This is a genomic window from Salinimonas sediminis (assembly GCF_003429285.1).
GTDB lineage: Bacteria > Pseudomonadota > Gammaproteobacteria > Enterobacterales > Alteromonadaceae > Alteromonas > Alteromonas indica.
The window spans coordinates 4,347,432-4,363,824 of record NZ_CP031769.1; the positions used below are offsets into that span (position 1 = coordinate 4,347,432).

Sequence of the window (16,393 nt, forward strand, 5' to 3'; positions counted from 1 at the left end):
TTCTAGAATTACTCACTAGTTAGCTCCCAAAAGGACTTATCTTTAATTTTTGTTATTTTCTTACTACCATCTACATACAAACTATGGTGTTTTTCTAACTCGCGTATAGACTTCATCAGATACTCTTGATCAGTTTTATCGTCTTTGTTGAAAAGTGACTTAATATCTTGATTTCTAATCTGAGAAACCCGATGAACAATCCAGCTTAATATGTAAGTAGAGTAATCGTTCTCCCCTGTTTTAAAATGGGTAATATCTTGAGTAGACAGGATTACGCCGACACCATACTCACGACCTTCTTTGAGAATTCTCCTCAAGCTTGAGAAGTTTTGTGACATAAAGTTATCGGCTTCGTCCACAAGGATAAGCTTTGTAACTTGCCTAAAATCACCATCTACTTGTGGCTTACCTTGCTTTTGCATTTGTGAATAAAACAAGTCCAATGCCAATGCTACAACCAAATTCTGGACTTCAGTTGGATAACCAGCCAACTCGATGACTGTTACACCGCTGACCAAGTCGTACAGGCTGAACATTTTTTCAGGATTTGTTTCAAAGATTTTGAAACGCGCAAGCTTAGAAAGCGCGGCGTATAGCGAATCCTCTTCTACTTTTTCTTGTTCTAAAAAAATGTCCCAGACGTTCTCTATAGTTGGCGCCGTTCTTTTCCAAGTAGATGGGTCTTCAGGTTTTATTCCTGCTAGCTCATAGGCTTCTAAGATAATGTTTTCTAGTTTCAGCTGCTGTTTTTTCCCTAAGCCATACGCTTTTGCCATTGTTTCTGAAAAACCTGCTGCCGTATGAATGGGCAACATCGGGGTGTCGCCAAAAAGACTTAGAGGGTTAAAAGGTAACTTAAATAACTTAAACTTCTTGGCAGCAGTCGCACTGATGAACTTATCATCCACATAATCTGATTTATAATCGAAAATAAGGATACCAATTGGCTTACCATCTACATTGTTCTTTTGGTTTCGATAGAGCTGCGTAACGACTGACTTCGTACACTGGGTTTTACCTGTACCCATGGTGCCGATAATGCCAGAGTTAGTGTTCATAAACTTGGCAGTATTGGTTGGCTCCCAAAAAACAAGCTCTTCGTTTTGTACGGAATGGCCGACTAGGACTTTTAAGGTTTCATCTGTTTCTGTACTACTCTCGCCAGGAACAACAACTTCAGGTGGCACTGCCTGGTTGTTAGCGTTATTACCATATTGGGATTTCTGCTCATCTACATTTATCGCATTGGCTGCGTTTTGCTGTATATGGCCGCCTACAAGTAGCGTTGTATCTCTTAATATATATTCGCTACTTATATGGCATAGTTTTTCGGGCTGCTGTTCAAAAAGCTGTGATAACGGCGTTTTTATAAATTTCGATAAAGTACTTATGGGTAGCTCTATCTTGAGAATATTTTCTTTTAGTTCAAAAGCAGGCTCAAAGAAGGTGTCATTCTCTACATGTGATACCAAGAAGCCTGCTGGATAATTCGCCAAATCAGCAATTGCATATTGGCCCTGTAGCCACCATTCACGACGAGAAAGTAATTCATCGAAGTAGCTATCGCTATAGAGGTTGTATAGCTTGTACTTATCTATTTGCATCAATAACTGTCTTACAAACAAGCCACGATACAGCTGAGCAGCTAGGCTATCACCTTTGAGGACGTCTTCTTCAAGATATCGCTTGAGCTCTTTGGCTTGCTGAACACCTTTATTATGCGTTTGCTTCTTACCTGTTTTAACCTCAACCGGCAGCAATACCATTGTATCTTGCTTGAAACCCACAAATAAAATATCGTCTGAGATTGCGCCTTTGATAGTCCCAGCAATGTTACTTTTCGAAAAATCGCTTTCTGACATTTTCAGGCCAATATTGCCCGCGACTCGCAACATCTCAGCCACAGACAGTGGTACCCAGGTAATATCTGACTTATTGAGTAAACAGTTTACAAACTTGTATGCACCAATGATTCCGCGTTTTTCTTTACGCTCGTTATCATTTGCGGTAATCATCTTAAGGAGCCACTCACCATTGAAAGCGTTAAACTCCTCGATGATTCCACCCTGATCACACTCTAGTACTTTCTTATATAAGTCAGATTCTTCAGTAACCGTTATCGCATCATAGTTTATTGAATTGGTGTAATTATCTGAATAGTGAATCAGTACCACGTTTTTGTCGTTGTCAAAGAAATCTAACGTAACCTTAGGGTCGATAATTGTGGTCCAAATTGAACTTGAATAGGCGCACTGTAGAAGCTTTCTAAACTTACCGCTTACTACCAAGGCTGTAGATTTAGAGCGCGAGTACTGTTCATCAGGTTTACGCGCTGGTTTTATAAGACCATTTAGGCGTTCCGCAATTTGCAGGTGAGGCTTATCGTTATATTCGATACCTTTAAGGCCGAAGGCGGTTGAATAACTATCTTCCTCACTAGAGGATGCTTCGCCAGCCATTAGGCCATCAGCAACCACACCACTCAGCTCTTCGTTAACGTTTCGGTCTCGAGATTGTACCTTGTCATTATTCTTGAAAAACGAGATATGGGCATAGTGATGTGGCTTAAAAGTACCGTCTTCCAACTTATGATTTTCAAACTTACTGTAAGTTAATCGTGTTCGAAGAAGGTCGATTACGGTGTCAGCAATGTCCTTATCTCTTCCTTTACTTAAGCCATACTCTGCTTTAATAACATCGTAACTTGCGGTGTCAGAAAAACGATCAAACTCACAATACTCGATTTCATCATCATAAATATTCACGTGAATCTGACAGGCTTTATTTTTGTATTGCTTAATGAAGTCTACCAGGCCAAGAAAGAGCTCTCTGTTTTGTCCGTTGTTTATCGAATTGATAATTAACTTTGAACGCTCTCCATTTTCAAAAAGACTAGAAAATGCATCCCTGAACTCGGATACCTTGTCTCTGACTAGTTTCTGTACGTAGTCGTAGCTTGTTTCTTGATGAGGGACAATACGCAACCACATAGCATTGTCTGATTCATGCTGACAGTAACCAAACTCATTACTTGGATCATATATAAAGGGCATTAATCCTTGAGCATTCAAACGTGAGAGAGTGACTTTGGGTAAGGTTTTGAAACTATTAGTTTCGTCTTGAATTACTCGTTGAACAAGATACAGGTGATAAGCCAATACCATAGGGTGGAACGGCGTAATGAATTCCACGCCATTGAACGCAGCAAATCCAATGTTTACAAGTTGCTTCTGTTGCTGGCTAAGCAAAGTATCATACTGGATACTTCTTAGTGCTTCGTTGTAAGCGCGTACTACACGCTCAACAAGCTCTTGATAAGTTTCACCCCATCCGCTCAAACTTGGCAATGTGTTGTTATTAGTTAGGTAGGCGAAATAAGTAGAGTACGCTGACGATAATTCAGGGTAACTTACAGCGATATCCGCAACGGCTACATGCAAATTTTTAGATGCTGGACAATAAAGGCTACTACTATCAAGAAGCTCTTGCTCCCATTGTAAAAGTGTTAATCGCTTTCCTTTCGGTGCTATTTCATGATTGTCGAGTTGAATCTTGTTCTTACGCTTATTAAATACAGCAAAATAGTCGTTACTAAAAAGTTTATTAAAACGCTCTTGATTGAACAAAAGAGGTAGTGACAACGCATCAGTTGCTACTGCTCCCTCGATACTGAACTTTAACTGTTTTTCATTGCCTTTTACTACAAACTCAACATTGTCAGATTCTGAAGCTAGCTGTTCGAAGTCGACCACACCTACGGTGCTGTTTTCAAACTCTTGCGCGTTTTCAGTGAGCGTATCTGCTTACCATGCTCAGCAATTTGAACATTATTTTCTTCGGTTTGAATAGTAATTAGCTGTCGCTTGGGATCTATGAGGAAGCTGTTTTCTATTGAGTTTAGATAAAACTCTTTTTCTTTAAGTACTAACACCTTAAAGTTGTGAGTTTCAGCAGATTTATCTCGCTTAATGCGGAACGTGAAGAAAGTGGCAGTATCGTAGTAATTGCCTGTAACAGTGATGCGGCTGCGCTTTCCACCAGCGTTATCGGGGGAGCTATAATCGATACTTGGCTGACTAGCGTTGAGTATTTTGCACTCTTTTTCTCAACTTTTCCGCCAATAAAGCTTATTTCAAGTTCAAATGTATCCCTTCCTTCGGGCAATACGTAAATGATGTTCTTAGTGCGTCTTCCAGCTTTTGTATCTGCTTGCGTTCTAACTAGTAATTTACCCTCTGAAATAGATTCTTTTTCAAGCTCTAAAAGGTTTTCTTTATTCTTCTTTTGTTCTTGTAAGCATGCTTCTAACTCTAATTTAATTTCCATGCTTCTGGGTCTTGTTCATCGAAATACTTTTTAACGAAAGAGGGGCTAAAGTCTTCTTCCCCAAGCTTTTCTTCTAAGCTTGTTGGAAAGTGATGCGTAATATAGTCCAGCTTTTCGTACATTTGCTTGTTTTGCTCAAGCCTGTTTGCAATCTGATTGGAGAGTCCCATCCTTTTAGGAGAGGATCGTTTAGCAGCGCTATTTCATGGAAGCTGATTTCACCATCATCAACAAGTGCATTAAAGAGCTCTTCAAACCCGAACATCGTTGCACCGTCATCTACAATTTGCTCGAAACGATGACTTAATAAGCATCGAGTAACGAGTCTATTATCGTTCAACGGGTCGATTTCCCCTCTAACGCTTCTTTAATTTTTAGCGGATGCCAAACCCAGCCTGGCTGCGCAATGTTCTCTGCTGAATTTATCAATGTATCAAGCATTGAGTTATGGATAATCAGAAGACAAGAGTCTTTCACTTCACTTTGTTGGGACGCGACTACATCTCGAATATGAGAAAAATAAAGTTTTCGCTACAGCCTTCCCCTTCGTCTTCGCTGTGTAAGACAACTAAGAGCTTATACCCTCCAACTTGAATAAAGGGCATCTCTACTTGTCTGATAGCAATGTGGCCCGCTTTTCTGGCGCATAGGGCATCAAATAGCTTTTTGCTGTTGCTCTTATCTGGTGATTGGAATTGGTAACGATAACCTTTGTAGAAATGTTCAGCGCCCCAGTTTATAAGCTTTTCAGCTAAAAAACCCTCAAACTGTTTTTCTGACATAAACTGCATCTCCACTGTCACTCATTCTCTCTACATTCCCTATGCGCTCATAAAATTCTACAAGCACTTTTTGTGTTTGCTTATCAAAGGAGATCCCTCTAGCTTGAAACTCCATAAGTAACTCATGAAGTCGCAAGCGCTCCCTTTTTCCTATAACTATATTGGTCAAAAGCAATATATAGTCTTGATTGAATACTAAAACTCGCCCAGCTCTACCACGGCTTTGAACAAAGTGCCCACACAACTCAGACTCTATTGCTTTGCAAAAATGAACATTAACTTCGTGCCGTGTTTCACTCCTGCCAAATTGCGCATAGAAAAGTGTCAATAGGTTATCTACGGCACCTGCTACGCTGCTTGCTTCTTTGATGTCCGTCCCCAGCTGGCGCTCTTCTTTGAAATCAACCGCATAAGCGTTCAGCGCATCTAGCGCGCCTTGGGTATCTTCAAGACTAGTGATAGACCATAGGGGCTGTTTAACAGCTGCACTATCTTGGAGGCTTTCATTCATTGCTAAGTATGGGAAAACTTTATCAAAATTCTTAGCTAGCTGACGATAACCGTAACTTTTAACATAGCTGCGTTCATCTGAAGCTTTTTCGGTATCTAGAATGAAATAGCATGGTTTAGCAGTGGGGACGCCGGCTCTCCACTCACTCAAATTTAGTGTGATCTGCGCGGTATAAAGAAAGGCATAAAGCTTTAAAAAGTCTGTTATGTTTTCTATGAAGTACTTTGGCTTCGATGCAATGAAGTCCAAGTCTTCGATAAATAGCTCTCTTAGAAAAGGGAGGTAAGGCGCTTCTGTCGGCGCTTTGGAAACTGTTCCAGCTCTTGAACCTGAGACTGTGAAACTATTGAACGTATCAACTAGCTCTTTTTCCAAAAAATTCAGGCTTAAGCTGGGCGATTTCTGCAGATGATGGTCCTGCAATAAGTTCAAAAACAAGTCGCCCAACCTTTTATTTGCCGAGCCACCTTTAACGTCTTGCGCTTTGAAAAGCAGCAGCTCTGGACTTATTTTGTATAGTTCATCACCTGTGAAATACATACTTTCAAGGTGTTGCCAGAACTGAGCTTCGTCCAATTTTGATTCGAAGTTCTCTTTGCACTTCAACTTGAATTGTTCGAATTGATTACTTGCGACACTTTTTCGATAAGCATACTTTACGAAGTGACCAAGTACTATGTCCCAATCGAAAATGCCTTTCCTGTCCTTAGTGTTAATTGGAAAAAAAGACGTCAGTTTGTTGTTTTGAGGTTTTAGCTCTGCTTTGAGTTTGAACATATATCTAAACCCCACTTACTTCTATTTCATCATCATCGTTACGTAAACTTATGGTTAAGCCATCTTTAACTATGGTGAGCTTATCTTTGCTTGATGCTATGTCAGCTATGTGATCAGCAAAGTCATCTAAAATAACGATGGTATTTTTGTCATGCTTGTTTGGCCTATATCCGCCAATAATTCTATTCATCATATTAAGGAGGTTAATATTAATCGGCATTGAAACACTTTTACCTTCAACGGATATATGCGCAACAAAGTAAGATGTACTTGTTGGTAGTGCGTGTTGAACTGCCGTGAAATCGGGCTCCATATCGACTTCAGTCATAATTTGGTAGCCATTATGAGATGAGATAAGAAAATTCCCTTTAGCGAGCGCCTTGGCGTTTCTATTAATATAATTATGCATTGCAGTGAATATTATTTCTTTATAGAATGCTTTTAGTTCTCTCTTCTCATCTCTATCCCCTACAAAGTGGGTGTGCAGATTCCACACTTTCGCGTATTTGTCTAACAAAGGCTCATTAAAATCGTCGAGAAAATCTTTGTGATAATTGTTGGCAAGATCTGCTTCTCCCAGAAGATAGAACAGTCTCAGATATGAGTGTGAATTTTTAGACTGGCGAATGCCAAGTTCAGAGGATAAATAAGAGGTGAATTCTTCGAAGCGTTCATCGAATAAACCCAAGCTAGTACTTAAGAGGAACTTATCGACGTTTTCAGTTCTAACATCAGCAGGATCAAAGTCTACAATTTTGAACGAGATTTCGTTATCCGAGGCATTAAACATGTTGTCAAACAGATAACACTCTGGTGACAGTAATGTGTGAACAAAGTCCAGCAGCGTTCTGGTAGTAAGAAACTGGTCTTTAATCAGTCGAGCTTTAAACAGTACATCGACAATTCGATCTTGAACTTGTGGAATAGAAAGAAGCTGGTAATTAGTACAAAGGACTTTGTTACCATCATGACTCGCTTTTTCTCTATCGAAGTACTGCCGTACAATATTGTCTTCACGCTTAGTTATGCGTTGCAATATTGCTTTTACAAAATCAGAAGAGTGACCTGTACTTGTTAGATTGAACTTTGGATAGTCTTCAAAGTTTAGGAACACATACTCTGAAGTTGACTCTTTTGAGTCTAAATAATTGGTGATCGCGTCGCGTAGATTTTCATTGCTCCCCTCTTCGACATAATTCCCCATCATGCCTATATTGATACCAACTACTAGCGCTTTATCACCATTCTCATAATTAGCAAAAACTTTATCGAGTGTTGATATTGCAGATTCATCAGGTTCAAAGCTATGCGTTGCGTCTAAATGAAAGGTAGCTTTGTGAGAAAAATCTGTAGAATATTGAGTGAGAATTTCAGACTTACCATCACCACTACTACCACAAAGAAAGATAATTTTTTTGCTACCGGGAGACAATGAAGTTAGGTGTCTTTCAAAGTCTTTTTGTATATCTGTTTCGATGTAAAGATACTTCTTTACTTCATCAAGCTCTTTAGAAATAGAGTCTTGACGTTCAGTGGAAACAGCATAAGGGGAAGATTTAGACAATACGCTTAAAACGTCGACAAAACGCATTCTACATCCTTATAGTTGGTCTTTAGTCTAACAAAATACCATTAATTAGTTCAGGGCAACAATATGAACCAGTCTTTTTCCGTATGACTTACAAAGTTAAAGTATACCTTTGAACATTATTATCTGAGCTTTGTTAAAAAATACGATAGGTTCGTCTTCCCTTATATTTCATAGCTAAAGGTTTTATACAAGGCAGATATTTCTCCGCTAAAGGCGTATTTGGCGCAGATTTTTATTCGCTACATATTTCGAAAAGGGAGTTTTGCGAAGAGAGGAGTCGGGCTGCAGCCCTTTAAAAATGGCGCACCCGATAGGATTACTCGGCGCGTCCTGCGCCTCGCCCTACGGGCTACGCTAAAGCGTGTTCAAAATCGCCCGACTGTTGGATCAGCCTAGCGATTTGGTCGAACCAAGGCTCTCATCCACGGAGTACTACAGACATAAAAAAACCGACTCAAAGGAGTCGGCTTTTTGTATATGGCGCACCCGATAGGATTCGAACCTATGACCTTTGCCTCCGGAGGGCAACGCTCTATCCAGCTGAGCTACGGGTGCGTACTTTAAAAACTTTGTTCTGACCCATCCATGGTGGGTCATTCCAGCCGCAACGTCCTGTTGCGGCGTTGCGTGCCTTTCGGCGTGACGTTAAGTCACCCCTCATCGCCTGCGGCGACCGGTACTCACCCAGCTGAGCTACGGGTGCGTACTTTAAAAACTTTGTCCAGGCCCATTTAGGAGGGCTGGTCTATCGCAAAAAATGTTGCTTGCGATAGAGATAACTATTTCAACAAGGTGTGCGGCTTCGGTGAGCGCAGCGATTTTGCCGAGGTGCGCTATAATACTTATCCATCGGCCCCGCATCAACCGTTTTGTTGAACAAAGTTCAGCTAGAGATTTTTTGGAACCGGGCTGATTAAAATTTGGTTAATTATACGTAAACTATTGTAGTAGCTCAGTAACCGTTATAATCTTTTGATAATATCGCGTTTTACTGACATGCCTGGAGGCAGATGTGAGATTAACACTTTGGTTTGGTGGTGCAGCTGTAGCTCTGGTTGCTGTCGTTCATGCTCAGGATATGAGCGATGAAGCGATTAAAGAACGAATTAAACCAGTAGGCTCGGTGCATATGGCTGGCGCGCAAGCTGAATCTGCCGATGCTGGCAGTGGCGGTGCCCGCTCGGGCGAGGCCGTATATAACAGTGCATGTGTTGCCTGTCATGGTTCTGGGGTGCTTGGCGCTCCTAAATTACAGGTTGCGGCAGACTGGCAACCACGCATTGATGAGCGCAGCCTGGATGGCTTGCTTAAAAATGCCATTAATGGCTACAACGCAATGCCGCCTAAAGGCACTTGTGGGGATTGTAGCGATGATGAAATCAAAGCCGCCATCGACTACATGATTGAAGGCGTTTAACCGAATTTGGGCTGCTAGCTCACCTATGCAGCCTCTGTTTTACTCACATTGTCCCTGTTTACGCTGCTACGCTTATTTTGCCCCTTACCGATGCTTGTTCAACGCATAATTAATAGCCTTTCCGCTAACTTATCGTTAATAGCCGTAAATTTTTTGCTGCTGTATTTTTAAACAAAATCTAGCCTTTTACAGGTAAATAAGTTAGGTTTATCGCTATAATGCCCACTACTATAATAATCTGGCTAACTTAATGTCGACAGAGTCAACGCAGTATGAGTTGTCGGAGGATGAGCTTCGCGAGCTCATTCCTCAGCTACAGCAACTTACTGACAAATATAAGCGCTCCGAACGTGTACAGAAGGCGCTGTTTAATATTTCAGAACTGTCGAGCTCTGTAAGTAACCTTAATCGTCTTTATAGTGCTATTCACGAAATTATTGGCGACTTTATGAACGCCGATAATTTCTTCGTCGCCTTTTATGAGCGTGACGTTAACCTGATAAACTTTGCCTATTTTGTGGACGAGTACGATGAGCAAACTATTAAGCAGGTGCCAGCTGAGAAGCTAATGGACGGCATTACCGGCTACATATTGCGTTCTGGCCGCCATGTGTTTTTGCAAAAAGACGATACCGATGCATTTGCCCGGGAAACCGGGGTCACCATGGTTGGTGCACCGCCCCATCAGTTTTTAGGTGTACCGCTAAAGCGTGGTACTCAGGTCATAGGGGCCATGGTGGTGCAAACCTATGACGAAGGCGTGTTTTATTCCCAGGAAGATTTAGAGGTTCTGCTGTTTGTATCACAACATATTGTGACCACCGTAGACCGGGTAAAAAGCCGTGAGCTGACTGAACGCACTATTCGTGAGCGCACCCGCCAGCTGCGCAAAATCAATGATGACCTGCAAGAAGAAATTCTGGAGCGCCAGAAGGCCGAACAGTTACAACAAGCCTTGTTTGAAATTTCCGAACTGGCGGCCAATCTTGAAGGTGACATGTGCAACTTTTATAGCAACCTGCACTTTATTCTGGCGCGTTTGATAAGCGCCCCCAACTGCTATATTGCCACCGTTGATGAAGACGGTGAAACCCTGCATTTCCCCTATTTTAGCGATACCGTCGATACCCAGGCCAGCCAGCGCCCGCTGGGGCTGGGGCTTACCGAATTTGTGTTGCGCACCGGCCAGGCAGAATTAATTAACCCGCCCCGGGTGCTGGAGCTGGCTGAAGCCGGCGAAATTGATGTGTCGATTGCCCAAACCATGTTAACCAGCGCTAACTCGTGGCTGGGTTCGCCCTTGGTAGTAGACGGTGAAATCTCTGGCATTATTGCCGTGCAAACCTATGGCAAACTGGCTAAATACACAGCCCGCGACCTGGAATTGCTTCGCTTTGTATCGCACCATATAGCGGTAGCTATGGAACGCAAACGCAGTACCGAAGCGATTCAGCAATACAATGCCCAACTTGAAGAGCGCGTCAAAGAGCGTACCGAAGAGCTAAACGGTGCTAATGCCAGCCTGCGTCAGCAAATTGAAGAGCGTAAGGAAATGGAGCTCAAGCTGATTCACGATGCGCATCATGACACGCTTACCGACCTGCCCAACCGGGCCATGTTCGCCAGCCGGTTAGAACTGGCACTGGCTAGCAAACACCGTTATCACGATAATCTGTTTGCGGTGTTATTTATTGATTTAGACCGTTTCAAAGTGATTAACGACACCCTGGGCCACCATGCCGGTGACGAATTTTTGGTTGAAGTTGCCCGGCGTATTTCATTATGTATTCGTGGCCACGACTTACTGGCGCGACTGGGCGGTGACGAATTTGTAGTCCTGCTGGATAATTTTGATACCGCCGAAGATGTGGAAGACGTGGCAGCCCGGGTGATTGATGCAGTGTCCGAGCCCTTTGTGCTGGAAGGCAAGGAAATGTACTCGGGCGCCAGTATCGGTATTGCTCATTTAGAGGCTTATTACCACAGCGCCGATGAAGTGCTACGCGATGCAGACGCCGCCATGTATCAGGCTAAAACATTAGGCCGTGGCCGGTTTGTCATGTTCGACAAAAGCATGCGCGAACGGTTACTTGAAGAGCTTGAGCTGGAAAATGAGTTTCGTCATGCCCTGCGCGAAGAAGAGTTTGACTGCTTTTTACAACCGGTAATGGACTTAACCTTAAACCAGGCGCTTTACCATGAAATGTATGTGCGCTGGTCGCACCCGCAGTTTGGCAAAATCGCCCGTGAACAGTTCCGGCAGGTAGCCGATCAAAGCGGCCTGACCTTAGATTTGGATTTATACCAGCTTAAACGCGCCTGTGACTTACTGGTCAACAGCCAGCAAAGCAGCCATGCCCCGCAAAAAATTGCGGTCAATGTGTCGATAAACCATTTGTTGCAGGCTACGCTGGTAACCAAAATGCTTAACCTGATTGAGCAGGCTGGCGTATCAGCGCATCAGCTGGTATTTGAATTCGACGAGAACGACCTTAACCGCCGTTCGCAGTACATTCTACCGGCGATAAAAAAGCTCAAACGTTCCGGGGTAACCCTGGTGCTGGATAATTTTGGTAGCGGGCTGGCGAGTTTAAGTTATTTATTCGCTTACCCGTTTGATTACATTAAAATTGATCATCGGTTTGTAAAATCATTACCACGGTCTCAGCGTAATCTGAAGTTGATTCAGTCGGTTATGTTGATATCAGAACATTTGAAGTTTTCGGTGATTGCAGAAGGGGTGGACTCGCCCTCGCAACTCGACGCCCTTAACGAAATACAATGCCATTATGCCCAGGGCAAAGAGCTTAGTGAGCCAGAAGCATTGGCCATTCGCAAACTGGCCGGTTAGCAGTGCGTGGGCTCGCCACCGGCCTGGTGGCGATAATATCTGTGCAGTCAGTAGCTTTCTTCTTAGATGTTAAATAGGGCGCGTATAGGGCGGCATACACGCTCACTTAACGCCCCTGAAACGACTAACCTTTACCTAACATCGCCCGCAGGTTGGCAATACTCTGATTACCCTTGTCCTGACGTTCCTGGGCACTGACCTTTTTCTTGTTTTCTTCCCAGGCCACATCATCTACCGGTAGCTCGTATAAAAACCGGCTGGGTTCGGGGTTTAGCACTTCGCCGTACTGGCGGCGCTCTTTTGCCAGTGAAAATATCAGTTCGCGCTGGGCGCGGGTAATGCCCACATACGCCAGTCGGCGCTCTTCTTCAACATTGTCTTCATCAATGCTGCTTTGGTGGGGCAACAAGCCCTCTTCCATCCCGACTAAAAAGACGATAGGAAACTCCAGACCTTTTGATGCATGAAGGGTCATCAGCTGAACCTGATCCGCTTCGGCGTCATCTTCGCCGCGCTCCATCATGTCGCGCAAAATTAGGCGATTAACCACCTCTGGTAATGTCATAGGCGGGTCCAGTTCACCGCCTTCAAGCATGTCGGTGACCCAACCAAACAAGGTACTGACATTTGCCATGGCCATTTCCGCCGCTTTAGGCGTGTTGCTTTGCTCGTACAGCCATTCCTCGTAATGCATCGACTTAATCATTTCGCGCAAGACTGCTTTACTGTCGCCGCGCTGTGCGTTGTCGGATAACTCCACCATCCACCGGCCAAAGCCAGCCACCCGGTTATAGGCAGCATCCGGTAGTACCTGCGCCAGACCATTGTGTACGGCAGCAGCAAAAATAGACACGCCTAAGTGGTTGGCAAAATTACCCAGCTTTTCCAGGGTGGCACGGCCGATCCCACGATGCGGCGTATTGATAACCCGCAGCAGCGCATTGTCATCATCTGGGTTAACCATTAAGCGTAGGTATGCCATGATGTCTTTTACCTCAGTACGGCCAAAAAACGACATTCCCCCGCTGATTTTATAAGGGATACGGTTGGCCATCAGCAGTTTCTCGAACAACCGGCTTTGATGGTTACCACGATACAAAATGGCGTAATCTTTAAACGCGGTGCGGTTCATAAACTTGTGAGCAATTAGCTCGGCTACTACCCGCTCGGCTTCGTGCTCTTCATTTTTTGCCTGAATCACCCGCAATGGCTCGCCATAGGCCAGCTCCGAAAAAAGCGTCTTATCAAATAAATGCGGGTTATTCTGAATTAAAATATTCGCACAGTGCAAAATACGCCCGGACGAACGGTAGTTCTGCTGTAGTTTAATAACATTCAGACGGGGGTAATCTTCTTTCAATAAATGCAGGTTTTGCGGCCGTGCGCCCCGCCATGAATATATCGACTGATCATCGTCCCCTACTACGGTAAAACGCGCCCGTTCGCCGGCCAACAGTTTAACCAGTTCATACTGGCTGGTATTGGTATCCTGATACTCATCCACCAGCAGATACTTTAGCTTTTGCTGCCACTTGTTACGCACCTGCTCGTGGTTTTTCAGCAATAATGTCGGTAGCAAGATAAGATCGTCAAAATCCAGCGCATTATAAGCCTTAAGGTGGTTTTGATATTGACGGTAGGCTTCGGCAAACTCTTTCTCGCCGGTGCTGATGGCCTGGCGCTGCAAAGCATCAGGCAGCATCAAATCGTTCTTCCAGTTGGATATACAGCTTTGCAATAGTTTTAGCTGGTCTTTGTCGCCATCCAGGGTGTCTTCGGTTAAATCATTCAGCAGTGCCATCGAGTCTTTGTCGTCAAACAACGAGAACCCGGGTTTTAGCCCTAGTTCTTTTACATGGGCTTTGATGATGCTCAGGCCCAAGGTATGGAAGGTGGATACCTTCAGGCCACGGGCTTCGGCTTTACCTAACGTCTGGGCCACCCGCTCTTTCATTTCACGGGCCGCTTTGTTGGTAAAGGTAACGGCGGCAATATAGCGGGCAGGCATATCGCACTGGCGTACCAGGTAGGCAATCTTGTTGGTGATTACGCGGGTTTTACCGCTTCCGGCTCCTGCCAGAACCAGACACGGACCTGAAACGTAAGTAACTGCAGACTGTTGGGCGTCATTTAATCGCATAGAAAAAGTACCGGCACTCGCTTGGGTTTAACATCTGGCGGTTTTCGTTGCATGTGTCCAACTTCTCTTTAGAATAGTTAAACCATGACGTGGCGCATTATAGAGGAAAACCATGCTCGATCCGAAAAAACTCGAAGAACTGGCAAAACAAATTTCTGAGGCCGTGCCACCTGGTGTGCGCAATATGGCCGAAGGCGCTGAGTCGCGGATTAAACAGGTGCTGCAGTCACAGTTATCTAAACTGGACCTGGTAAGCCGCGAAGAATTTGATATCCAAAGCCAGGTGCTGATTCGTACCCGTGAAAAACTGGATGCAATGGAAGCTCGGTTGACTGAGCTTGAAGCGAAAAGCGCAGCTGAAAAGCCATAACCCGTTTGTAGGGGTTGGCAGATGCGACCCGGCAACCTCAGTGGTTACCGGTCGCCATTGATTAATGCTATCCGGCGGAGAATGCAACGGGGCAGTGAATATACGCGCGGGCTGCATTTGCACGTGGATCAAAGATAGTTCAGCAGTAACCCCGCGGTAAAAGCCAACCCTATATAATGATTATCAAGAAACGCCTGGAAACAGGCGGGTCTTTCGCGGCGGCGCACCATATATTGCTGCTGAACAAACAATCCTGCACACACCACCAGGGCACTGTAAACCGCCCAGCCAGCCTGTATTTGTTGAGCTACCACTATCAGTAGTACCAGAGTGGCCGCCTGTAGTACGCCCACTATGCGCTTATCATGTTGCCCAAACAATATTGCGCTGGATTTAATCCCAATTTTTAAATCGTCGTCCCTATCCACCATGGCATACAGTGTGTCATAAGCGATAGTCCACAACAGGTTGGCTAAAAATAACCACCACCCATAGCTTGGCACGTATCCCAGAACGGCGGCAAAAGCCATTGGGATCGCCCAGCCAAAGGCCGCCCCAAGTATCGCCTGTGGCATATGCGTATAGCGTTTCATAAAGGGATAACAGGCCGCTAGCGCTACAGCCACCACTGATAGCGCAATAGTTTGCCAATTCAAAAACAACACTAAAATGAAAGACGCCGCCACCAGCACAAAAAATAATTGTAAAGCCTCACGCTCACTGACCTTACCCGACACTAAGGGGCGCTGTTTAGTGCGCTCGACGGCGCCATCTACCTTACGATCAGCATAGTCGTTGATAACGCATCCTGCTGAACGCATCAGCACTACACCGGCAATAAATATCGCCGTGATTTTTAACGAGGGTACGCCTTCAGCAGCAATGATTAGCGCCCACAACGTAGGCCATAGTAATAGGTAAATACCAATAGGTTTGTCCAGCCTGGCTAGCTGTATGTATACCCGAAGGTTGGCAAAAGATAAGTGGTTTTGCATATTTAGGCGTCCTGATAAGCCGGCGAACCCGCTAAAAAAACCTCAGCTACAATGATGTAGTCGTCATTTAGATGAAACCGTGACCGGCGGCCCCACAGGGTGGGCGGGGCATTAGTTTGCCGAGCATTGGCGGGGGAGGCATTGGCATACGCGCCAAAGTGAAATGCCGCAGGCGGTATCTGGCACAGTTCAAACTCACTGCGTACAAAGCGCGCGTCGTTAAACAAACGCTTACCTAACGGCTGTGTCCCCAAATTTGCTAACTCACCCTGGAGTAAGGTTTCTGGTAATACCGAGCGGGCAAATACCCATGGGGTATGGTCTGCGCACAGTAATACTTCACGGACCTGCCAGCGCTGATTTACGCCAGCCGGTAGCCAGCGCTGCTCATTGGCATACAGCGGCGCATTACCCTGGCCAATTTTATGCACTGCAAATTCGCCGCAGTGTTGCTGCAACCGTTCAGTCAGCGAGCCGGTATCTAGCAACCAGCGGCGCAAGGTTGGGTTTGAAATCGTCATCTGGTCTGCCGGTACCCACTGTACCGTCACCCCATGAGCAAAAGGAAAAGTTACTTCCAAAGGCTAATACACTCTTGGTTATTTACAGGCTATCTTAGCATCATGGGAATCA

General features: G+C 44.6%; 11 protein-coding genes and 1 tRNA gene. 3 read left to right on the top strand and 9 right to left on the bottom strand.

Annotated elements, in window-relative coordinates:
• Positions 1 to 8: 8 nt before the first annotated feature.
• The 6 genes from dptH to D0Y50_RS19030 all read right to left on the bottom strand — a co-directional run bounded on the left by dptH (position 9) and on the right by D0Y50_RS19030 (position 8,542).
• The gene (gene dptH / locus D0Y50_RS19015) at positions 9 to 3,752 is read right to left on the bottom strand and encodes a DNA phosphorothioation-dependent restriction protein DptH (RefSeq protein ID WP_232366326.1); all 3,744 of its coding nucleotides are present in this window, start codon (positions 3,750 to 3,752) and stop codon (positions 9 to 11) included.
• 172 nt (positions 3,753 to 3,924) lie between these two features.
• The gene (locus D0Y50_RS19835) at positions 3,925 to 4,326 is read right to left on the bottom strand and encodes a hypothetical protein (protein ID WP_232366328.1); all 402 of its coding nucleotides are present in this window, start codon (positions 4,324 to 4,326) and stop codon (positions 3,925 to 3,927) included.
• 497 nt (positions 4,327 to 4,823) lie between these two features.
• Positions 4,824 to 5,108 carry a hypothetical protein gene (locus tag D0Y50_RS19840; protein WP_232366330.1) on the bottom strand — a complete coding sequence of 95 codons (285 nt, stop codon included), beginning with the start codon at positions 5,106 to 5,108 and terminating at the stop codon, positions 4,824 to 4,826.
• Positions 5,089 to 6,396 carry a DNA phosphorothioation-dependent restriction protein DptG gene (gene dptG, locus D0Y50_RS19020; protein WP_117318504.1) on the bottom strand — a complete coding sequence of 436 codons (1,308 nt, stop codon included), beginning with the start codon at positions 6,394 to 6,396 and terminating at the stop codon, positions 5,089 to 5,091. The genes D0Y50_RS19840 and dptG overlap by 20 nt, the downstream gene beginning before the upstream one ends.
• Before the next feature lie 4 nt (positions 6,397 to 6,400).
• Positions 6,401 to 7,987 (bottom strand): DNA phosphorothioation-dependent restriction protein DptF, encoded by a 1,587-nt coding sequence (dptF, locus tag D0Y50_RS19025; protein ID WP_117318506.1) that lies wholly within the window; start codon positions 7,985 to 7,987, stop codon positions 6,401 to 6,403.
• A gap of 478 nt (positions 7,988 to 8,465) precedes the next feature.
• Positions 8,466 to 8,542: transfer RNA gene (locus D0Y50_RS19030), tRNA-Arg, on the bottom strand.
• Between the two features lie 457 nt (positions 8,543 to 8,999).
• Between D0Y50_RS19030 and D0Y50_RS19035 the strand changes: the two genes are divergently transcribed.
• Positions 9,000 to 9,404, top strand: coding sequence for a c-type cytochrome (locus tag D0Y50_RS19035; RefSeq protein ID WP_232366332.1), 405 nt, complete (start codon positions 9,000 to 9,002; stop codon positions 9,402 to 9,404).
• Between the two features lie 250 nt (positions 9,405 to 9,654).
• Positions 9,655 to 12,255 carry a bifunctional diguanylate cyclase/phosphodiesterase gene (locus tag D0Y50_RS19040; protein ID WP_117318508.1) on the top strand — a complete coding sequence of 867 codons (2,601 nt, stop codon included), beginning with the start codon at positions 9,655 to 9,657 and terminating at the stop codon, positions 12,253 to 12,255.
• A 124-nt stretch (positions 12,256 to 12,379) separates the two neighbouring features.
• Here the strand turns inward: D0Y50_RS19040 and rep are convergent, their stop codons facing one another.
• Positions 12,380 to 14,395 carry a DNA helicase Rep gene (gene rep, locus D0Y50_RS19045; protein ID WP_117318510.1) on the bottom strand — a complete coding sequence of 672 codons (2,016 nt, stop codon included), beginning with the start codon at positions 14,393 to 14,395 and terminating at the stop codon, positions 12,380 to 12,382.
• A 112-nt stretch (positions 14,396 to 14,507) separates the two neighbouring features.
• Here rep and ubiK point away from each other — a divergent pair, with 112 nt between their 5' ends.
• Positions 14,508 to 14,765, top strand: a complete 258-nt coding sequence (gene ubiK / locus D0Y50_RS19050) for a ubiquinone biosynthesis accessory factor UbiK (protein ID WP_108569000.1) — start codon at positions 14,508 to 14,510, stop codon at positions 14,763 to 14,765.
• A 128-nt stretch (positions 14,766 to 14,893) separates the two neighbouring features.
• On the opposite strand, the gene ubiA is transcribed toward ubiK, so the two are convergent.
• Both ubiA and D0Y50_RS19060 read right to left on the bottom strand, forming a co-directional pair.
• Entirely contained in the window at positions 14,894 to 15,760 is an 867-nt protein-coding gene (gene ubiA, locus D0Y50_RS19055) for a 4-hydroxybenzoate octaprenyltransferase (protein WP_108569001.1), read from the bottom strand.
• 2 nt (positions 15,761 to 15,762) lie between these two features.
• The gene (locus tag D0Y50_RS19060) at positions 15,763 to 16,341 is read right to left on the bottom strand and encodes a chorismate--pyruvate lyase family protein (RefSeq protein ID WP_232366341.1); all 579 of its coding nucleotides are present in this window, start codon (positions 16,339 to 16,341) and stop codon (positions 15,763 to 15,765) included.
• Positions 16,342 to 16,393: the final 52 nt, after the last annotated feature.